This window comes from Pseudomonas sp. JH-2, assembly GCF_036231725.1.
GTDB lineage: Bacteria > Pseudomonadota > Gammaproteobacteria > Pseudomonadales > Pseudomonadaceae > Pseudomonas > Pseudomonas delhiensis.
Window position 1 is genome coordinate 223640 of record NZ_JAZAQP010000002.1, and the last position, 18598, is coordinate 242237.

Here is an 18598-nt window from a genome sequence, read left to right on the forward strand (position 1 = left end):
AGAACGCCCTCTCCCTAACCCTCTCCCTGAAGGGAGAGGGGACCGTTCGGAGTGTTTGGGCATTCCTGAGTCAGCCGGCAACACCGAAGGTTTCCGGCTGAAACCATCACTTCTCTCGGCACGGACAAGCCCCCTCTCCCTTCAGGGAGAGGGCTGGGGAGAGGGAGCGGAGTCAAACCGAGGCCCCCAGGCCACCTGGAAACTCTGTTCGCGAGCAAGCTCGCTCCTACGAAAAGCCCCTCGCGCTCAATCCAGACGACGGGCCAGCGACTCGAACAGCGCCTCGTACAGCCTGTCCACTTCCGCCAGCTCCCGCGCCCGCAGGCAGCCGTGGACCAGCCCCGGGCCGGGGAAGCAGTCCACCTCCACCCCATCCCGGCGCAGTCGTTCCGCGTAGCGCAGCCCGTCGTCACGCAGCGGATCGAACTCGGCGACGCCGATGAAGGCCGGCGCCAGTCCGGCGAAGTCATGGGCGCGCAGGGGCAGGGCGAGGGGGCGGTGGCGTTGCAGGGGCTCGGGCAGGTAGGCATCGATGCACACCCGCATATCGGCAGCAGACAACAACGGCGCATCCGCACACTCGACTCGCGAATCCGTCGCCTCGTCACCCAAGGCCGGATAGACCAGCGCCTGGGCCCGTGGCTGCGGCTCGCCGGCATCGCGCAGGGCCAGGCACAGGGCGGCGGCCAGGTTGCCGCCGGCGCTGTCGCCGGCCACCGCCAGGCGGGTGCGGTCGATGGGTTCGCCCAGCGCGCCGTCGCGCAGGGCGCGCCAGGCCGCCAGGCTGTCCTGCAGGGCGGCGGGGAAGGGGTGTTCCGGGGCCAGCCGGTAGTCCGCCGCCGCCACCAGCAGGCCCAGGCGGGCGGCCAGCTCGGCGCAGAAGAAGGCGTGGGAGTCGAGGTCGCCGAGCATCCAGCCGCCGCCGTGGAGGAACAGCAGTGCCGCCCAGCCGCTGGCGGGCGCTGTGCCCGCCGGGCGGAACAGGCGCAGCGGCGGCAGGCCGGCCAGGGCCAGGTCGCTCACCCGCAGGCCCGTTGGGCGCGGCGGGGTGAAGGCGGCGGCCATGCGCGAATAGGCCGCGCGTTGCGCGGCCAGGGAGGGTTCGGCAGTGGCGAAGGCGCGGGTGCGCGCGACGAACGCCGCCATGCCGGGGGACAGCGGGTACTCGCGCGCCACGCTCAACCCGGCAGGCCGATCACGCGGCCGACGTGCTCCGGCCGCGGCAGGGCGCGGTGCGCTTCGGCCAGGGCCAGCACGCGCTCCAGCACCACGCCCTCGAAGGGCGCCGAGCGTGGGCCGTCCAGGCTCACGTGCAGCAGCATCTGTTCGCTGGCCGCCAGCGGCTCGGCCTCGCCGGGGCGGTGCAGCGTGTGGTGCACGTGCAGGCGCTTGCGGTCGTGGGCCAGCAGCTGGGTGCGCACTTCCACCTGCTCGCCCTGCTTCACCTCGTGCAGGTAGTTCAGGTGCACCTCCAGGGTGAACAGCGAGTGGCCGCTGGCCTCGCGGCCGGCGCTGTCCAGGCCCAGGTGGTCCATCAGGGCGTCGGTGGCGTAGCTGAAGATCAGCAGGTAGTAGGCGTCGCGCAGGTGGCCGTTGTAGTCGGTCCACTCGGCGAGCACCGGGGTTTCGTAGGTTTTCAGGGTGGGCATGGGTGCGCTTCCGAAGAGCCCCTCTCCCCAGCCCTCTCCCTGAAGGGAGAGGGGGCCGTCCGGAGGGGCGGATGGATCGAGGTTAGTCGACGAAGGCGAAGCCGTGGCGGGCCTTGGTGTCCTTGATGGCGCCGAGCACCGCCAGCAGGCAGTCGTCGCGGTAGCGCTCCAGCTCCGCGATGCTGCGGTTGCCCTGCTGTTCGGCGGTACCTTCGACCACCTTGTCGATCAGCGATTCGGTCAGCTCCGGCGCCGGCAGGTAGGTCCAGGGCAGTTGCAGGGCCGGGCCGAACTGGGCCATGAAGTGGCGCATGCCGGCGTTGCCGCCGGCCAGGGTGTAGGTCAGGAAGGTGCCCATGAACGACCAGCGCAGGCCGGCGCCGAAACGGATCGCGTCGTCGATCTCGCCGGTGCTGGCGACGCCGTCGTTGACCAGGTGCAGGGCCTCGCGCCAGAGCGCTTCGAGCAGGCGGTCGGCGATGAAGCCGGGGACTTCCTTGCGCACGTGCAGCGGGCGCATGCCCAGGCTGCGGTACACCGCGATGGCCGCCTGGATGGCCGCCGGGTCGGTCTTCTCGCCGCCCACCACTTCCACCAGCGGCAGCAGGTACACCGGGTTGAACGGGTGGCCGACCACGCAGCGCCCGGGGTGCGTGGCGTCGGCATAGAACTCGCTGGGCAGCAGGCCCGAGGTGCTGGAGCCGATCAGCGCGTTGGGCTTGGCCGCGGCGCTGATCTTCGCGTGCAGCTCGCATTTCAGGTCCAGGCGCTCGGGGGCGCTTTCCTGGATGAAGTCGGCGTCGCGCACGCATTCCTCGATGGTGTCGACGAACTTCAGGCGCTCCTGGGACGCGCCGGGCACCAGGCCGGCCTTCTGCAGCGCCGGCCAGGCGTTGGCCACGCGCTGGCGCAGGGCCGCCTCGGCGCCGGGCGCCGGGTCCCAGGCGACGACGTCCAGGCCGTGGGCCAGGGCGCGGGCGATCCAGCCGCTGCCGATGACGCCGCTGCCGAGGGCGGCGAAGGTCTTGATTTCGGTGATGTAGGACATGAAGGGCTCCAGCGGGAAAGGGGGGGCGGGCTTTTCGTAGGGCGAATAACCGTTCGCGGTTATCCGCCGTTTGGCCTTGGCTCCAGGCGCGCCTCGGACCTGGCCGCGGAGCGCCTGTCCAGGGGGCTCCGGGTTCGAACCAGAGGCCGGGCATTGGGGTCGGTGTATCCGGCGGATAACCCGTTCCGGGTTATTCGCCCTACGTCGACGTATGCAGCTCCGGATCAGCGGGGTTTGAGGTTCATCTTCCTGCGCCCCTCGGCCGGGGTGAGGGCGCGGCCGCCGAGGCGTTCGATGATTTCCACCGCGCGCTCCACCAGGCTGCCGTTGCTGGCGTGCACGCCGCGGTCCAGCCAGATGTTGTCTTCCAGGCCCACCCGCACGTTGCCGCCCAGCAGCATGGCCTGGGCGACCATGGGCATCTGCGAGCGGCCGATGCCGAAGCCCGCCCAGGTGATGCCTTCGGGGATGTTGTCGGCCATGGCCTTCATGGTGGTGGTGTCGGCCGGCGCGCCCCAGGGGATGCCCAGGCAGATCTGGATCAGCGGGTCTTCCAGCAGGCCTTCCTTGAGCATCTGTTTGGCGAACCACAGGTGCCCGGTGTCGAAGATTTCCAGCTCGGCCTTCACCCCCAGCTCGGTGATGCGCTTGGCGCCGGCGCGCAGCTGGGCCGGGGTGGAGACGTAGATGAAGTCGCCGTCGCCGAAGTTCAGGGTGCCGCAGTCCAGGGTGCAGATTTCCGGCAGCAGCGCCTCGACGTGGGCCAGGCGTTCCAGCGGGCCGACCAGGTCGGTGCCGGCGCCGAACTCCAGGGGCTGCTCGCCTTTGCCGATCTCCAGGTCGCCGCCCATGCCGGCGGTGAGGTTGATGATGACGTCGGTGTCGCTCTCGCGGATGCGTTCCACCACCTCGCGGTACAGGTTCACGTCGCGGCTGGGCTTGCCGGTCTGCGGGTCGCGCACGTGGCAGTGGGCCACGGTGGCGCCGGCCTTGGCCGCCTCGATGGCGGCGGCGGCGATTTCCCTGGGGGTGACGGGGATGGCCGGGTGCTTGCCGACGGTGTCGCCGGCGCCGGTCACCGCGCAGGTGACTATGACTTCGTAGTTCACGGTGGCTTTCCTTTCTTCAGGCGTACGGGGGCCCTGCGCGGCCGGGGCGCCGCGCAAGGGTGGGGCGTGGTTGGCTTACTTGAGGCTGGCGACGAAGGCCGGTTCTGCCGGCTTGCCGTCGAAGGTGGTCACGCCGTCGAGCCAGGCCTTGAGCTGGTCGGGGTGGGCCTTGAGCCAGGCGCGGGCGGCGTCCAGCGGCTGGCTGCGGTCGAGGATGGGTTCCATCACCTGGCTGACTTCCTGGCTGCTGAAGCGCAGGTTGTGCAGCAGCCTGGCGACGTTGCCGCACTGCTGCTGGTAGCCGGCGGCGGTCATGATGGAGACGGTGGCGGCGCCTTCGTTGGGGCCGAACACGTCGTCGCTGCCGGTGAGGTACTTCATGTCGATCTGCAGGTTCATCGGGTGCGGTTTCCAGCCGAAGAACACCACCCACTGCTGGCGCTTGATGGCGCGCTTGACCGCGGTGAGCATGCCGGCCTCGCTGGACTCGACGACCTGGAAGCCCTTCAGGCCGAACTTGTCCTTGGCGATCATGTCCGCGGTGATGCGGTTGGAGCCGCTGCCGGGCTCGATCAGGTAGATCTTGTTGTCCAGCTTGTCGCGGAACTTGGCGATGTCGGCGAAGGTCTTCAGGCCGCCGTCGTAGACGTAGGTGGGCACCGCGTAGGTGGATTGCGCGTCGCCCAGGGTGGCCGGGGTGATGACTTCGATCTGCTGCTTGTCCAGGTAGGGCTTGGCCACCGGCTGCATGGTTGGCTGCCAGTAGCCGAGGAAGACGTCGAGCTGCTTGTCGGCCATGCCGGCGAGGATGATCTGCTGCGAGGCGCTGGTCTGCTTGACCTTGTAGCCCAGGCCGTCGAGCAGGGCCTCGGCCACGGCGCTGCTGGCCACCACGTCGGTCCAGTTCACCGAGCCCATGCGCACGTTCTGGCACGAGGCCGGCTCGGCGGCCCAGGCGCCGGTGGCGAGGGTGAACAGCGCGGCGCAGGCGCCCGCTTTGATCGATAGCTTCATGACTTCTCCTCAAGGCCTTTGCGGCAATGGTTATCGTTGTTGTGTCATGGCCCCGCGTGGCGGTGGCTGGTGTTCAAGTTACGCACGGGCTGCGACGAAAAATCGCACTCCGGCGACCTGCTCTTGCACGGTAGCGACCTCTTCCATTGCCAGCTTCGCGCAAATGTTCTAAGCCAGTGGATCGCTGCCCGAATCGCCTGGATGACGCCATGTCGAACGACTTCTGGTTCCTCCTGTTGCCCGGTTTTTCCGTGATGGGCTTCATTTCCGCCGTGGAGCCGCTGCGCGTCGCCAACCGCTTCCGCGGCGGGCTGTACCGCTGGCATCTGCTGAGCGTCGACGGCGGCCCGGTGCTGGGCAGCAACGGCATGTCGATGAACGCCGATGGCGCCCTGGAGGCCCTGGGCCGCGGCGACACCCTGTTCGTGGTGGCCGGCTTCGACCCGCTGCAGGCCTGCACCCCGGCGCTGCTGCACTGGCTGCGCCGCCTCGACCGCGAGGGCGTGACCCTCGGCGGCATCGACACCGGCAGCTTCGTCCTCGCCGAGGCCGGGCTGCTCGAACGCCACCGCTGTACGGTGCACTGGGAGGCGCTGGACGCCTTCCGCGAGACTTATCCACAGCTGCAGGCGACCCAGGAGCTGTTCGAGATCGACGGCGCGCGCATCACCTCCGCCGGCGGCACGGCGTCCATCGACCTGATGCTCGACCTGATCGCCCGTGCCCAGGGCCCGGAGCTGGCGGTGCAGGTTTCCGAGCAGTTCGTGGTCGGGCGCATCCGCACCCGCCAGGACCACCAGCGCCTGCAGCTGGCGGCGCGCTACGGGGTGAGCAACAAGAAGCTGATCCAGGTGCTGGGCGAGATGGAAAGGCACACCGAGCCGCCGCTCTCCACCCTGGACCTGGCCGAGCGCATCCAGGTCACCCGCCGCCAGCTGGAGCGCCTGTTCCGCCTGCACCTGCACGACACGCCGTCGAACTTCTACCTCGGCCTGCGCCTGGACAAGGCCCGCCAGCTGCTGCGGCAGACGGAGATGAGCGTGCTGGAGGTGGGGCTGGCGTGCGGGTTCGAGTCGCCTTCGTATCTGTCGCGCAGCTATCGGGTGCGGTTCGGGGTGTGTCCTCGGGAGGATCGGGGGGTGTTTGCCGGGCAGGCTTCGGCGGGGGTGAAGAGCCCCTCTCCCCAGCCCTCTCCCTGAAGGGAGAGGGGGCTTGTCCGTGCCGAGAGGAGTGATGGTTTCAGCCGGAAACCAACGGTGTTGCCGGCTGACTCCAGAGCATCCAGTTCTGCCCAACGGTCCCCTCTCCCTTCAGGGAGAGGGTTAGGGAGAGGGTGCTCTTCAGGACGAGCACCGAAGCCACAGGTGGGCACCGTTCGCGAGCAAGCTCGCTCCTACGAAGAGCCGTTCGGCACCTTGGCAACATCCGTGGGACCAGTGTCATTCCTCCAAACCCACCCCAGGCGCACCATGACCAGAACCCCCACTCCAGGAGCCCCATCATGAGCGAAGCCCGACCCCCCCTGCCGCCCTTCACCCACGAAACCGCCATCCAGAAGGTGCGCGCCGCCGAGGATGGCTGGAACAGCCGCGACCCCGCGCGGGTGTCCCTGGCCTACAGCGCGGACAGCACCTGGCGCAACCGCTCCACCTTCATCCGCGGCCGCCTGCAGATCGTCGAGTTCCTCACCGGCAAGTGGCGCCGCGAGCTGGACTACCGGTTGATCAAGGAACTCTGGGCCTTCACCGGCAACCGTATCGCCGTGCGCTTCGCCTACGAGTGGCACGACGACTCGGGCAACTGGTTCCGCTCCTACGGCAACGAGAACTGGGCCTTCGACGAGCAGGGCCTGATGGTCGAGCGCCACGCCAGCATCAACGACCTGCCCATCGCTGAGGACGAGCGGCTGTTCCGCTGGCCGCTGGGCCGGCGCCCGGACGACCACCCGTCGCTGAGCGACCTCGGGCTCTGAGCCGGCCGCGGGCGCGGGGCGCGTGCCCCGCCCCCGCGGTGGGCCTCAGTGCGCTTCTTCCAGGTCGTCGTGGAGCAGGTTGAGGATCTCGCGCTTCATCTCGATGAACTGGCGGTCCATCACCATGTCCAGCGAGCGCGGGCGCTCTATGGGCACGTCGAGGATGCGCTTGATGCGCCCCGGGCGGGCGCCCATGACGTAGACGCGGTCGCCCAGCAGGATGGCCTCGTCGATGTCGTGGGTGACGAACACCACGGTCTTCTTGCTGTGGTCCCAGACGCGCAGCAGCAGCTTCTGCATCTGCATGCGCGTCTGGCTGTCGAGGGCGCCGAAGGGCTCGTCCATCAGCAGGATCTGCGGGTCGTTGGCCAGCGCGCGGGCGATGGCCACGCGCTGCATCATGCCGCCGGAGAGCTGCTTGGGGTAGTTGCCGGCGAAGTTGGCCAGGCCCACCTCGTTGAGGTAGTGGTCGACGATCTCCTTGCGCTCGGCGGCCGGCATGCCGCGGCGCTTCAGGCCGAACTCGACGTTCTCGCGCACCGTCAGCCAGGGGAACAGGGTGTAGCTCTGGAACACCATGCCGCGGTCCGCGCCGGGGCCGTCGACGCGCTGGCCGCCGACGTAGATGTCGCCCTCGGTGGGCTCGGAAAGCCCCGCGGTGAGGTACAGCAGGCTCGACTTGCCGCAGCCCGAAGGGCCGACGATGACCGCGAACTGCTGGTCCGGAACCTCGAACGACACCTTGTCCAGCGCGCTGAAGGTGCCGCCCTCGGGGGTGCGGTAGCGCAGGCTGACCTGGTCCACGCGCAGCCGCGCCGGCTGCGCCCCTTGTGCGGCCGGTGCCGCGTCGTTGCGTTGCATGGCTGCTACTGCGCCCATGAGGCCACCTTCAGTCGGAGGATGCGGAAGAGTTGGTCGGTGATCAGCCCGAGCAGGCCGATGATGGCGATGGCCAGGAAGATCACGTCCACCTGGAAGCCGCGCATGGCCTTGAGGCTGATGTAGCCCAGGCCGCTGGAGGCGGCGACCAGCTCGGCCACCACCAGGTAGGTCCAGGCCCAGCCCATGGTCACCCGCAGGGTGTCCAGCACGCCGGGCAGCGAGGCCGGGCCGAGCACGTGCAGGACCACGTCGCGGCGGTTGCAGCCCAGGGTGTAGGAGGCGTTGACCAGGTCCTTGGCGACGCCGCGGGAGACGTCGGCGATCATCACCAGCTGCTGGAAGAACACGCCGAAGATGATCACCGTGACGCGCTGCTCGATGCCGATGCCGATCCACAGGATGAACAGCGGCACGAAGGAGGTCACCGGCAGGTAGCGGATGAAGTTCACCAGCGGTTCGAGGAAGGCCTGGACGATGCGGAAGCTGCCCATCAGCAGGCCCAGGGGCACGGCCACCAGGGACGACACCAGGAAGCCGATCATCACCACCTCGACGCTGGCCAGCACGTGGGTGCCCAGGGTGCCGTCGCGGCCCAGGCGCAGCGCCGCCTCGAACACCGCGCCGGGGCTGGGCAGGAACATCGCCGGCACCACGCCGCCGTAGGAGAGCAGGGCCCACAGGCCGAACACCAGGAGCCAGCACAGGGCGCTGGCGGACCACACCAGGCGCACCGGCAGCTCGACCTTGGGGGTCAGGCAGCGGCTGAGCCAGGATTTCTTGGGACGTGACATCGCGATTACCTCCATGCGGACGGCCGCGGGCCTTCCGCCAGGGCGGGGAACGAAGGATGGGAAGGGGCGGGCGCGCGGCCCGCCGGGTTCACTGGGCGACGAAGCGGGGGTCCACCAGGTCGTCGTAGCTGACCTGGAAGGTCTTGCCCTGCAGCTGGGTCCAGGTCTCGTTGGCCAGGCCGATGAGGTCCTTGATGTCGCCGGCCTTGTCGGGCATGCCGAGGAGCTTCTCGCTCATGGCCTGGTCGTAGAAGCGCACGCCCTTGGCCGCCTCGGCCAGGTCCTTGGGATCGGAGAGGTAGCCGCCGACGCCCTTGGCCATGATCGCGTAGGCCTCCTGCGGGTGCTCCCGGGTGTACTGCACGGCCTTGTACAGGCCCTTGACCAGGGCCTTTACGTCGTCGGGCTGCTTCTCGATGACGTCGCAGTTCAGCGCCACCACGTCGACGATCACGCCGGGGGTGCTGGTGCTGTCCACCAGCACCTTGCCCTGCTGCTTCTGGCGCACCATCGACAGGTGCGGCTCCCAGGTCACCGCGGCGGGGATGCGCCCGGCGATGAAGGCGGTGGCGGCATCGTCGGCGGTCATGTTCTGCACCTTGATGTCGCTCATGCTCATGCCGGCGTTCTTCAGCAGGTAGGACAGCCAGAACTGCGACACCGAGCCCTCGTTGACCGCCACTTCCTGGCCCTTGAGCTGGGCCAGGCTGGTGACGTCCTTGGCCACCAGCACGCCGTCGCCGCCATGGCTGTCGTCCAGCGCGGCCACGGCCTTGAAGCAGAACTGCGGGCGGTACTTGAGGATCTCGTCGATGGTCGAGGCGGAGCCGGAGAGTTTCCCGGAGGCCTGGGCGGCCATGTACATCGCCGCTTCCTCGATGGGGGTGAGCTGCAGGTCCAGGCCCTGCTCCTTGAAGTAGCCCAGGTCGCGGGCCAGGTACAGGGTGCCGTAGCCGACCCAGGTGGTATGGCCGATGGACAGGGTGCCGGCCTGGGCCGCCCCGGCGGCGCCGGCGAGCAGCCCGGCAAGGGCGAGGGGACGGGTGAAACGCGCAAGCAAGGACTTGTTCATGAAGCACTCCCACAGCCTGTTGGGCTTGTTATTGGATAACTGCGGCAGTGGCCAGGTGGCCGGAGGTACAGCGAAGTGGAACGTGCGCGGCGACGGGCTCTGCGGCCCCTGGGCCCGCCATGGCGGGCGGCACGTGACAGGGCGGATGGTGGCCGAAGCGGGAGGCTCGGAAAATTATTAAATATGTCGTTGCGACATAAGAAAAAGCTGCCTTCCGCCGGTGTGGCCCGTCCTTGCCACGCCAGGGGTGTGTCGCTGGATGCCTGGATGATACTCGGCCGTTTCCTATGCCTTGATGGGCCTCTTCCCATAGGGGCCTTCGGTCCGCGGCGCTAGACTTCCGCACCCCACCGGGCTGCCGCGTCAACCGGCCATGTATCGGAAACCTTACATTCTTGACCAAGACGGAATAATCGCCAGGCACGGGCCTGTTAAGGTTTCCTTAAGGCCGGGACCGTCCCGCTGCCCACGGAAAACCACCGGAGCGACCCTCCGGCGTTCGAGAATCCCCATGCTGCAACGCTACTTCTGGAAGCTGCTGCCCAAGCTCCAGCGCAACTTCCTGCTCAGCCGCCTGCCGGTGCAGGAACGCCAGATCGTCAACAAGGCGATGTCCGGCAACGCCCGCTTCCCCGCGTACTTCCGCGAACGCCGCTGCCTGTTCGTGCACGTGCCCAAGTGCGCCGGCAGCAGCCTCTGCGCGGCGCTGTTCGACGGTGGGCGCCCCGGCCACCTGCCGCTGTACTGGTACGAGCAGCAGTTCCCCCGCGAATACGCCGACAGCTTCAGGTTCAGCTTCGTCCGCGACCCGCTGGAGCGCGCCTACTCGGCCTACGCCTACCTGCGCGGCAACCAGCTGCCGCAGCGCGACCGGGCGGCGCACCAGATGGTCTGCCAGTTCCGCGACTTCGACGACTTCGTCGGCCGCTGGCTGCACCCGGACAACCTCCACCGCCAGCTGCATTTCGTGCCGCAGGTGGCATTCCTCTGCGACTCCCTCGGCCACCTGGGGCTAGACTTCGTCGGCCGCCAGGAGAACCTGGAGGCGGATTTCCAGGCGCTGTGCGAGCGCCTGGGCGTCAGCGGCCAGCTGCCCCACCTGAACGCCTCGCGGCAGCGCCAGGCGGGGCCGGCGCGGGAGTTCTGCAGCACTCGTACGCGGCGCCTGGTGCGCCGCGCCTATCAACGCGACTACCAGCTACTCGGCTATGAGTGATCTCAAAGTACCCCTGTTCCCCGTCACCGGCAGCGTCCGCCGTGAGGCCCGCGCCGCGCTCAAGGGCCAGCGCCCCTGCTGCATCTGGCTGACCGGCCTGTCCGGCTCGGGCAAGTCGAGCCTGGCCAACGCCCTGGAGCTGGCCCTGCACCGCGAGCGCGTGCACAGCTTCCTGCTCGATGGCGACCAGGTCCGCGGCGGCCTGTGCAGCGACCTGGACATGAGCCCCGAGGGCCGCCGCGAGAACATCCGCCGCCTGGCCGAGGCTGCGCGCCTGATGACCGAGGCCGGGCTGGTGGTGATAGTCGCGGCCATCTCGCCGTTCCGCGCCGAGCGCGACGCCGCCCGCGCGCTGTTCCCGGCCGAGGAGTTCCTGGGCGTGTACCTCAGCACGCCGCTGCAGACCTGCGCCGAACGCGATCCCAAGGGCCTGTACAAGGCCGCCCGGGAGGGCCGCCTGCGCAACTTCACCGGAATCGACAGCCCCTACGAGCCGCCGCTGGACGCCGATTTCGAGGTGGACGCCACCCACACCTCCACCGACGAGGCCTGCCGCCGCCTGCTCGGGCTGGTGCTGCAGCGCTGCCGCCCCGGCGCGGCCTGAGCGCCTGCCGACGATCCGCTGCGGCGGCATCGTGGATCGTGACAGGCCCTGAGTCCGGCTTGCCGTCCCCGCGCGCGGCTGGGCAAGATGGATGCCCAACCACCGCCGCGGGGTATCCGTGTCCGTTCTCTTCGAGGCCCTCTGGCCGCTCTTCGCGCTCATCGTCGGCGGCTACCTGCTGCGCCGCCGCGGCTTCCCCGGCGAGGCCTTCTGGCCGGCGGCCGAACGCCTGAACTACTTCATCCTGTTCCCCGCGTTGCTGTTCGCCAGCCTGGCCAAGGCGCCGCTGCGCGACCCCGGGCTGGGCCGCCTGGCCCTGGCGGTGGCCCTGGGCCTGGGCGGCGCCTGGCTGGCGTTGCTGGCGAGCCGGCGCCTGCGCGCCTGGAGCGCGGCGCGCTTCGGCGCCCTCGCCCAGGGCGTGCTGCGCTTCAACACCTACCTGGGCCTGGCCGCGGTGGGCAGCCTGTACGGCAAGCAGGGGCTGACCCTCGCCGCGCTGATGCTGGCGCTGATGGTGCCGACGGTGAACCTGATGTCGGTCTGGGCGCTGACCGCCGAGCGCGGCATCAGCGCCCGCGCGCTGCTGCTGCCGATCCTGAAGAACCCGCTGATCCTCGCCTGCGCCGCCGGCGCCCTGGTCAACCTGGCCGGCTTTGAACTGGGCGGCGGCAGCGCCCGGCTGTTCGACCTGCTGGCCGTGGCCAGCCTGCCGCTGGGCCTGCTGTGCGTGGGCGCCGCGCTGCAACCGCGGGAGCTGCGCGCGGAACTGCCGGCCCTGCTGGGCTGCTGCGCGGTGCGCCTGCTGGTGATGCCGCTGCTGGCCTTCGGCGCCGCCCGCCTGCTCGGCCTGGCGGCGCTGGAAACCGCGGTGCTGGTGCTGTTCTTCGCCCTGCCCACGGCGCCCACGGCCTATGTGTTGACGCGCCAGCTGGGTGGCGACAGCCACCTGATGGCGGGCATCATCACCCTGCAGACGCTACTGGCCGGTGCCAGCCTGCTGCTGGTGATGGCCCTGGTGCAGGCCCTGGGCTGACGCGCCCGATCATGGGGCGCGCCGGCTCACTGGGTGGTGCCGGTGGCGCCGCTGCCGCGCTCGCCGTCGCTACCGCCGCCACCGCCGTTGTTGGACAGGGCCACGCCGATCGCCACCGCGGCGGCGCCCAGCCCGACCACGGCGGTGGTGGAGAGGTTGCCGTGCAGCGGGGTGGACAGCGCCAGCGGCGAGTCGGCCTGCGGCAGGCTGGCCGGCAGCGCCGGGGGCGCCGGCTGGGCGGCCTGGGGCTGGATGGGCTGGGCGTCGGGGCGGTCGTCGGCCGGTTGTTCGGCGGCCACGGCCGGCAGGCAAAGGCCGGCCAGCAGGGGAAGGAGGCAGTACTTGCGCATGGTGCGGCTCCGGTGGGGGATTGGAGCGGGGCACGATGCGGCGCGCGGGTTCCTTCGCCTATTGGAGGCGGGCGCGTTGTGGGAGGGGGATTTCTTTGTGGGGCAGGGAAATTTCCGGCGCAGGCTGGCGAACTTTCCCCGGCTGCCCGGAAAGCCCCGCCGGGCGGCGGGGCAGGCCGGATCAGAAGTGGTACTTCACCAGCAGGCTGGTGGTGTTCTGGTCGGTGGTGAAGAACTGCGAGTCCTTGATGCCGTACTTGTCGGACCAGTAGTCGTATTCCACGCCCACGTACAGGTGCTTGGCCTCGTAGCCCATGGCCTTGCCCAGGTCGTACTTGATCTGCGGGTTGAAGTGCAGGTTGGCGTGGTAGTCGCTCTGGCCGCGCTCGCTGGCGCTGGCGCTCTTGTTGTTGACCACCCAGTCCATGAAGCCGTCGAAGAGGATGTCGGAGTTGCCCACCGGGATGGTGACGGCCCACGCCGGGGTGACCTGCCAGGCGCCGGAGGGCACGCGGTTGCCGTCGGGCTTGCGGTAGTAGAAGTTCAGCTGGAAGTAGTCGAAGCCGGGCAGGGCCAGGTCGAAGCCCGGGCCGATCAGGTAGGCCTCGGTGTCGCCTTCGCCGAACTCGTAGGTGGTGGCCAGCAGCACGTCCTTGATCGGGCCCAGGGACAGGTCGGCGCCGCTGATCTTGCCGAACGACAGGCGCGGGCTGAATTCGCCGTAGTAGGTGTTCTTGCCGTTCTGGCTGTCTTCCTTGCCGTTGTAGTTGATCTGGTCGACGAAGAACCAGATGTCGCCCCAGGTCCAGGCGCTCGCGCTCTCGAAGGTGAAGGTCTGCTGGATCGGCGGGTTGACCTTGAAGTTCTTGCCCCACAGGTAGGTCAGGCTCTCGTTGTGCCAGATCAGCGGGCCGTCGTTGCTGGCCGGTGCGGGGGTGAGGTCTTCGCCGCCGGCCATGGCCTGGCCGGTAGCCAGCAGCCCGCCGGCGAGCAGCAGGGATGCGAGGGTGCGAGTCATGTGGTGCTCCTAGGTTTTGAAGTGCAGCGATCTCGTTGGAATTCTTAACCTGTCCATTCGGTCAGGCCTGGCCTGCCGAGGCAAGATCGGGGCCAACGCCGGGCGTCGGCCGGGTTTTCCTTGTATGTATGGGGAAAAACCATGCTTTTTCAGGGGCCTGGCCACGCCGGGGCGAGCGTCTGGAATCGGGCAAAAACCTGACTCATGGGACAGGTAGTGCCTTCGAACAGGGCAGCGCAGGCCGTCGAAGCGCCATTTTGGCGAGCATGGAAAGGGCTTATTGAATACAGGTTTTCTTTGAGTTGAATGGAATCAATTCAAAATGTGTATACAATTTTGCTGTGAAGAATCTACACAACCGCCCTTCGCGGCTCCCTTGCCGGATAGCCGCGACTTTCCGGGCGCGGATGATGCCAGAGCCGCGCCGCACAAGCACCTCCGCCGGCCCGGCGGCGGCCTTCACCAGGCGGCGATCTGCCCGTCGGTGCGCGGCTCGGTGCCGCCGCAGAGCACGCCGCTGAGCGGGTCGCGCAGGATGATCTGGCCGCGGCCGTAGCTGGTCAGGTCGTGGGCCACCTCCACGTGGTGGCCGCGGCGGGTGAGCACCGCCGCCAGGCTGCGCGGCGCGCCGTGCTCGATGCCGATGCGCTTGTCGCCCAGCCACTGCCAGCGCGGGGCGTCCAGCGCGGCCTGGGGGTTGAGGCCGAAGTCCACCAGGTTCATCACCATCTGCACGTGGCCCTGGGGCTGCATGTAGGCGCCCATCACGCCGAACGGCCCCAGCGGCACGCCACCCTGGCTGAGGAAGCCGGGGATGATGGTGTGGAAGGTCTTCTTGCCCGGGGCCAGGGCGTTGACGTGGCCGGCGTCGAGGCTGAATTCGGCGCCGCGGTTCTGCAGCGCGATGCCGGTGCCGGGCACCACCACGCCGGAGCCGAAGCCGTGGTAGTTGCTCTGGATGAAGGACACCAGGTTGCCCTCGCCGTCGGCCGTGGCCAGGTACACGGTGCCGCCGGCGCGCGGCTTGCCCGGGTGCGGTTCCAGGGCGCGCTCGCCGATCAGCGCGCGGCGGCTGGCGGCGTAGTCGTCGCTGAGCAGGTCGGCCACGCTGAAGCGCATGGCGTCCGGCTGGCCGATGTAGGCGCGGCCGTCGGCGTAGGCCAGCTTCATGGCCTCCAGCTGGCGGTGCCAGGTGTCCGGGCTGTCGCGCTCGCCGAAGGTGAAGCCCTTGAGGATGTTCAGGGCCATCAGCGCCACCAGGCCCTGGCCGGCCGGGGGGATTTCCCAGACGTCGTAGCCGCGGTAGTTCAGCGAGATGGGCTCGACCCATTGCGCGCGGTAGCCGGCCAGGTCGGCCTCGCCCAGGTAGCCGCCGCTGGCGGCGGCATGGGCGGCGATGCGTCGGGCCAGGGCGCCGCGGTAGAAGCTCTCGCACTTCGTCTCGGCCAGCTCGCGCAGGGTCCGCGCCTGGCCGGGGTGGCGGAAGATTTCCCCGGCGCGCGGGGCGCGGCCGTCGACGAGGAACTCGTCGAACCAGGCCGCCAGCTCCGGGTGCGCGTCGCGCACGCCGCGGAACTTGTCCAGGCCGCCCTGCCACAGCCCGGCGATCACCGGCGAGAGCGGGAAGCCTTCCTCGGCCAGCTCGATGGCCGGGGCCAGCAGCTCGGCGAAGGGCAGCCGGCCGAAGCGCGCCGACAGCTCGGCCCAGGCCGCCGGGCAGCCGGGCACCGTCACCGGCGTCCAGCCGTACAGCGGCATGCGCGTGTGGCCGGCGCCCTGCACGGTGGCGATATCCAGCGCCCGCGGGGCGAAGCCGGCGGCGTCCAGGCCGTGCAGCCGGTCCTTGACCCACACCAGGGCGAAGGCGTCGCCGCCGATGCCGCAGCCGGTGGGCTCCACCACCGTCAGCGCCGCCGCCGTGGCCACTGCGGCGTCCACCGCGTTGCCGCCGCGCCTGAGGATATCCAGCCCGACCTGCGCCGCCAGCGGCTGCGAGGTGGCCACCATGCCGCGCCGGGCATACACCAGGGAACGCTGCGAGGGGTAGGGGTATTCCTGGGCGGAGAAATTCAGCATGGCGGGCTCCGTTGACGGCTTGAGGCGGCAGGGTAGCCCTGCCAGACTCTGACGACTAGCGATACAAAGCCAAAGCATAGCGATGAACGGACAGCACCCCGACCTGCAACGCTCGATCCCGGCGCTCGACGACCTGCCGCGGCCGGTCTACGCGCGCGCCGAGAGCCTGCGCGCCGGTTCCTGGACCGGCCGCCACCACCACGCCTGGGTGCAACTGTCCTACGCCATCAGCGGGGTGCTCGGCGTGCATACCGCCGAGGGCAGCTTCTTCGCCCCGCCGCAGCGCGCCATCTGGATACCCGCCCACCTGGAGCACCAGGTGGTCACCTCCGGCCGTGCGGAGATGCGCAGCCTCTACCTGAGCGCCGAGGCCTGCGCCTGGGCGCCGCCACGCTGCCGGGTGCTGGAGGTGACGCCGCTGGCTCGCGAGCTGGTCAAGGCCTTCTGCGAGCTGCCGGTGGATTATCCACAGGGCGACAGCCCCGAGCAGCGCCTGGTGAGCGTGCTGCTGGACCAGCTGCGCACCCTGCCGGAAGTCGCCTTCTCCCTGCCCATGCCCCGGGAGCCGCGGCTGCTGCAACTGTGCCAGGCGCTGATCGACCAGCCCGGCGCCAGCCTCACCCTGGGTGACTGGGCGCAGCGCCTGGGTACCTCGGAGAAGACCCTGTCGCGCCTGTTCCAGCGCGAGACCGGCATGAGCTTCCGCCTCTGGCGCCAACGCCAGCGCCTGCTCGGTTCCCTCGGTGTGCTGGAAGGCGGCGCCAGCGTCACCGCCGCCGCGCTGGACTGCGGCTACGATTCCACCTCGGCCTACATCGCCGCCTTCAAGGGGCTGTTCGGCTTCACCCCCGGTGAGCTGTTCAAGCAACGCTGAGCCGCTGCGGTGTATCTCCCCTGTACCTGTAGGAGCGAGCTTGCTCGCGAACAGCGTTTCCAGGCGGCCCTGGTGTTGCAGTTTGACTCCGCAACCCTCTCCCCAGCCCTCTCCCTGAAGGGAGAGGGGGCTAGTCCGTGCCGAGAGGAGGAGTGGTTTCAGCCGGAAACCTTCGGAGTTGCCGGCTAACTCCTATACATCGGTATCTGCCCAACGGTCCCCTCTCCCTTCAGGGCGGGGCGCGCAGCCGAGGGTTAGGGAGAGGGCGCTCTTCAGGCCAGGCACCGAAGCCACCAGGAGACCCGGTTCGCGAGCAAGAGCCAGGCGCTCCCCTCGCTCCTACGAAAAGCCGCTCCGAATAAGCGGATTTCCGCTCATCCACCCCCGTCGATCGGCAGCCAGGCGCCTGCCCACAGCGTACGAAAACCCTGTAAGCCCTTGTGCCACGCGGCTTTGCGCCCTTGGCACGCTGCCTGCTATCGCCCTCCTCACTGCGCCGCACCTCGCGGCGCGCCGGTGCGTGGTTTCGTGGTCCACGCACCCGACGACAACAACGACAAGAGGATTACCCATGGATAGCGCAAGCGCCGTCTCCGCTTCTGCCGCGCCCCGTACGACCTCCCAGCGCATCAAGTCGATCTTCAGCGGTTCGGTGGGCAACCTGGTGGAGTGGTACGACTGGTACGTCTACGCCGCCTTCTCGCTGTACTTCGCCAAGGCCTTCTTCCCTCAGGGCGACATGACCGCCCAGCTGCTGAACACCGCCGCGATCTTCGCCGTGGGCTTCCTGATGCGCCCGATCGGCGGCTGGCTGATGGGTATCTACGCCGACCGCAAGGGCCGCAAGGCCGCACTGCTGGCCTCGGTGCTGCTGATGTGCTTCGGCTCGCTGATCATCGCCCTGACCCCCAGCTACGAGACCATCGGCGTCGGCGCGCCCATCCTGCTGGTGCTCGCGCGCCTGCTGCAGGGCCTGTCGGTCGGCGGCGAATACGGCACCTCGGCCACCTACCTCAGCGAGATGGCCAACAAGGAACAGCGCGGCTTCTTCTCCAGCTTCCAGTACGTGACCCTGATCTCCGGCCAGCTCATCGCCCTGGCGGTGCTGATCGTGCTGCAGCAGACCCTCACCGTCGAACAGCTGGAAAGCTGGGGCTGGCGCGTGCCCTTCTTCATCGGCGCGCTGTGCGCGGTGACCGCCATGTTCCTGCGCCGCGGCATGGAAGAGACCGAGTCCTTCTCGCAGAAGAAGGAAGAGCCCAAGGAAAGCCTGATGCGCGCCCTGCTGCGCCATCCCAAGGAAGTGCTCACCGTGGTCGGCCTGACCATGGGCGGCACCCTGGCCTTCTACACCTACACCACGTACATGCAGAAGTACCTGGTGAACACCGTGGGCATGAGCAAGACCGACTCGACCATGATCTCGGCCGCCACCCTGTTCCTGTTCATGCTGCTGCAACCCATCGTCGGCGCGCTGTCGGACAAGATCGGCCGCCGTCCGATCCTGATCGCCTTCGGCGTGCTGGGCACCCTGTTCACCTACCCGATCCTCAGCACCCTGCACACCATCGACACCTGGTGGGGCGCGTTCTTCCTGATCATGGCGGCGCTGGTGATCGTCAGCGGCTACACCTCGATCAACGCCGTGGTGAAGGCCGAGCTGTTCCCCACCGAGATCCGTGCCCTGGGCGTGGGCCTGCCCTACGCGCTGACCGTGTCGATCTTCGGCGGCACCGCCGAGTACGTGGCGCTGTGGTTCAAGAGCGTTGGTCTCGAGAGCGGCTTCTACTGGTACGTCACCGGCTGCATCGCCTGCTCGCTGCTGGTCTACGTGACCATGAAGGACACCCAGAAACACTCGAAGATCACCACCGACTGATAGGGCGCGTG

General features: G+C 69.0%; 18 protein-coding genes. 7 read left to right on the forward strand and 11 right to left on the reverse strand.

Annotated elements, in window-relative coordinates:
• Positions 1-246: 246 nt before the first annotated feature.
• The 5 genes from VV867_RS02495 to VV867_RS02515 all read right to left on the reverse strand — a co-directional run bounded on the left by VV867_RS02495 (position 247) and on the right by VV867_RS02515 (position 4820).
• Positions 247-1176: an alpha/beta hydrolase gene (locus VV867_RS02495; RefSeq protein ID WP_275628174.1), complete on the reverse strand. Its 930-nt coding sequence runs from the start codon at positions 1174-1176 to the stop codon at positions 247-249.
• Between the two features lie 2 nt (positions 1177-1178).
• On the reverse strand, positions 1179-1649 hold the full coding sequence (locus tag VV867_RS02500) for a thioesterase family protein (RefSeq protein WP_328565547.1): 471 nt from the start codon (positions 1647-1649) through the stop codon (positions 1179-1181).
• A gap of 82 nt (positions 1650-1731) precedes the next feature.
• Positions 1732-2697, reverse strand: coding sequence for an L-carnitine dehydrogenase (locus VV867_RS02505; protein WP_328565548.1), 966 nt, complete (start codon positions 2695-2697; stop codon positions 1732-1734).
• Positions 2698-2921: 224 nt separating this feature from the next.
• Entirely contained in the window at positions 2922-3806 is an 885-nt protein-coding gene (locus VV867_RS02510) for a 3-keto-5-aminohexanoate cleavage protein (protein WP_328565549.1), read from the reverse strand.
• A 75-nt stretch (positions 3807-3881) separates the two neighbouring features.
• On the reverse strand, positions 3882-4820 hold the full coding sequence (locus VV867_RS02515) for a choline ABC transporter substrate-binding protein (RefSeq protein WP_328565550.1): 939 nt from the start codon (positions 4818-4820) through the stop codon (positions 3882-3884).
• Positions 4821-5029: 209 nt separating this feature from the next.
• Between VV867_RS02515 and VV867_RS02520 the strand changes: the two genes are divergently transcribed.
• Together VV867_RS02520 and VV867_RS02525 are read left to right on the forward strand one after the other, a co-directional pair.
• Positions 5030-6019 carry a GlxA family transcriptional regulator gene (locus tag VV867_RS02520; protein WP_275628176.1) on the forward strand — a complete coding sequence of 330 codons (990 nt, stop codon included), beginning with the start codon at positions 5030-5032 and terminating at the stop codon, positions 6017-6019.
• 302 nt (positions 6020-6321) lie between these two features.
• Positions 6322-6792 (forward strand): nuclear transport factor 2 family protein, encoded by a 471-nt coding sequence (locus VV867_RS02525; RefSeq protein ID WP_328565551.1) that lies wholly within the window; start codon positions 6322-6324, stop codon positions 6790-6792.
• A gap of 45 nt (positions 6793-6837) precedes the next feature.
• Here the strand turns inward: VV867_RS02525 and VV867_RS02530 are convergent, their stop codons facing one another.
• The 3 genes from VV867_RS02530 to VV867_RS02540 all read right to left on the reverse strand — a co-directional run bounded on the left by VV867_RS02530 (position 6838) and on the right by VV867_RS02540 (position 9537).
• On the reverse strand, positions 6838-7671 hold the full coding sequence (locus VV867_RS02530; protein WP_109933708.1) for an ABC transporter ATP-binding protein: 834 nt from the start codon (positions 7669-7671) through the stop codon (positions 6838-6840).
• Positions 7659-8465 carry an ABC transporter permease gene (locus tag VV867_RS02535; protein WP_089392519.1) on the reverse strand — a complete coding sequence of 269 codons (807 nt, stop codon included), beginning with the start codon at positions 8463-8465 and terminating at the stop codon, positions 7659-7661. Before VV867_RS02535 ends, VV867_RS02530 begins: the two co-directional genes overlap by 13 nt.
• A gap of 88 nt (positions 8466-8553) precedes the next feature.
• Positions 8554-9537, reverse strand: coding sequence for an ABC transporter substrate-binding protein (locus tag VV867_RS02540; protein ID WP_109933709.1), 984 nt, complete (start codon positions 9535-9537; stop codon positions 8554-8556).
• A 511-nt stretch (positions 9538-10048) separates the two neighbouring features.
• Between VV867_RS02540 and VV867_RS02545 the strand changes: the two genes are divergently transcribed.
• The 3 genes from VV867_RS02545 to VV867_RS02555 all read left to right on the forward strand — a co-directional run bounded on the left by VV867_RS02545 (position 10049) and on the right by VV867_RS02555 (position 12390).
• Positions 10049-10753 (forward strand): sulfotransferase family 2 domain-containing protein, encoded by a 705-nt coding sequence (locus VV867_RS02545; protein ID WP_328565552.1) that lies wholly within the window; start codon positions 10049-10051, stop codon positions 10751-10753.
• Positions 10746-11357, forward strand: coding sequence for an adenylyl-sulfate kinase (cysC, locus tag VV867_RS02550; protein WP_109933711.1), 612 nt, complete (start codon positions 10746-10748; stop codon positions 11355-11357). Before VV867_RS02545 ends, cysC begins: the two co-directional genes overlap by 8 nt.
• A gap of 91 nt (positions 11358-11448) precedes the next feature.
• Positions 11449-12390, forward strand: coding sequence for an AEC family transporter (locus VV867_RS02555; protein ID WP_328565553.1), 942 nt, complete (start codon positions 11449-11451; stop codon positions 12388-12390).
• 26 nt (positions 12391-12416) lie between these two features.
• Here VV867_RS02555 and VV867_RS02560 read toward each other — a convergent pair whose 3' ends face one another.
• The 3 genes from VV867_RS02560 to VV867_RS02570 all read right to left on the reverse strand — a co-directional run bounded on the left by VV867_RS02560 (position 12417) and on the right by VV867_RS02570 (position 15834).
• Positions 12417-12740, reverse strand: a complete 324-nt coding sequence (locus tag VV867_RS02560) for a hypothetical protein (protein WP_328565554.1) — start codon at positions 12738-12740, stop codon at positions 12417-12419.
• Positions 12741-12921: 181 nt separating this feature from the next.
• Complete coding sequence (locus tag VV867_RS02565; RefSeq protein ID WP_328565555.1) at positions 12922-13758, reverse strand: outer membrane protein OmpK; 837 nt, start codon at positions 13756-13758, stop codon at positions 12922-12924.
• A 459-nt stretch (positions 13759-14217) separates the two neighbouring features.
• Positions 14218-15834 carry a gamma-glutamyltransferase family protein gene (locus VV867_RS02570; protein WP_328565556.1) on the reverse strand — a complete coding sequence of 539 codons (1617 nt, stop codon included), beginning with the start codon at positions 15832-15834 and terminating at the stop codon, positions 14218-14220.
• 76 nt (positions 15835-15910) lie between these two features.
• On the opposite strand from VV867_RS02570, the gene VV867_RS02575 reads away from it, so the two are divergent.
• Together VV867_RS02575 and VV867_RS02580 are read left to right on the forward strand one after the other, a co-directional pair.
• On the forward strand, positions 15911-16708 hold the full coding sequence (locus tag VV867_RS02575; protein WP_328565578.1) for an AraC family transcriptional regulator: 798 nt from the start codon (positions 15911-15913) through the stop codon (positions 16706-16708).
• 571 nt (positions 16709-17279) lie between these two features.
• Positions 17280-18587: an MFS transporter gene (locus tag VV867_RS02580; RefSeq protein WP_109934717.1), complete on the forward strand. Its 1308-nt coding sequence runs from the start codon at positions 17280-17282 to the stop codon at positions 18585-18587.
• The last annotated feature ends 11 nt before the right edge of the window (positions 18588-18598 follow it).

Bases quoted from the DNA above. Each gene is read 5' to 3' on its own strand.
- VV867_RS02500 (WP_328565547.1), bottom strand. From the start codon at position 1,649: ATGCCCACCCTGAAAACCTACGAAACCCCGGTGCTCGCCGAGTGGACC.
- VV867_RS02505 (WP_328565548.1), bottom strand. From the start codon at position 2,697: ATGTCCTACATCACCGAAATCAAGACCTTCGCCGCCCTCGGCAGCGGC.
- VV867_RS02515 (WP_328565550.1), bottom strand. From the start codon at position 4,820: ATGAAGCTATCGATCAAAGCGGGCGCCTGCGCCGCGCTGTTCACCCTC.
- VV867_RS02520 (WP_275628176.1), top strand. From the start codon at position 5,030: ATGTCGAACGACTTCTGGTTCCTCCTGTTGCCCGGTTTTTCCGTGATG.
- VV867_RS02525 (WP_328565551.1), top strand. From the start codon at position 6,322: ATGAGCGAAGCCCGACCCCCCCTGCCGCCCTTCACCCACGAAACCGCC.
- VV867_RS02530 (WP_109933708.1), bottom strand. From the start codon at position 7,671: ATGGGCGCAGTAGCAGCCATGCAACGCAACGACGCGGCACCGGCCGCA.
- VV867_RS02535 (WP_089392519.1), bottom strand. From the start codon at position 8,465: ATGTCACGTCCCAAGAAATCCTGGCTCAGCCGCTGCCTGACCCCCAAG.
- VV867_RS02540 (WP_109933709.1), bottom strand. From the start codon at position 9,537: ATGAACAAGTCCTTGCTTGCGCGTTTCACCCGTCCCCTCGCCCTTGCC.
- VV867_RS02545 (WP_328565552.1), top strand. From the start codon at position 10,049: ATGCTGCAACGCTACTTCTGGAAGCTGCTGCCCAAGCTCCAGCGCAAC.
- cysC (WP_109933711.1), top strand. From the start codon at position 10,746: ATGAGTGATCTCAAAGTACCCCTGTTCCCCGTCACCGGCAGCGTCCGC.
- VV867_RS02555 (WP_328565553.1), top strand. From the start codon at position 11,449: ATGCCCAACCACCGCCGCGGGGTATCCGTGTCCGTTCTCTTCGAGGCC.
- VV867_RS02560 (WP_328565554.1), bottom strand. From the start codon at position 12,740: ATGCGCAAGTACTGCCTCCTTCCCCTGCTGGCCGGCCTTTGCCTGCCG.
- VV867_RS02565 (WP_328565555.1), bottom strand. From the start codon at position 13,758: ATGACTCGCACCCTCGCATCCCTGCTGCTCGCCGGCGGGCTGCTGGCT.
- VV867_RS02570 (WP_328565556.1), bottom strand. From the start codon at position 15,834: ATGCTGAATTTCTCCGCCCAGGAATACCCCTACCCCTCGCAGCGTTCC.
- VV867_RS02580 (WP_109934717.1), top strand. From the start codon at position 17,280: ATGGATAGCGCAAGCGCCGTCTCCGCTTCTGCCGCGCCCCGTACGACC.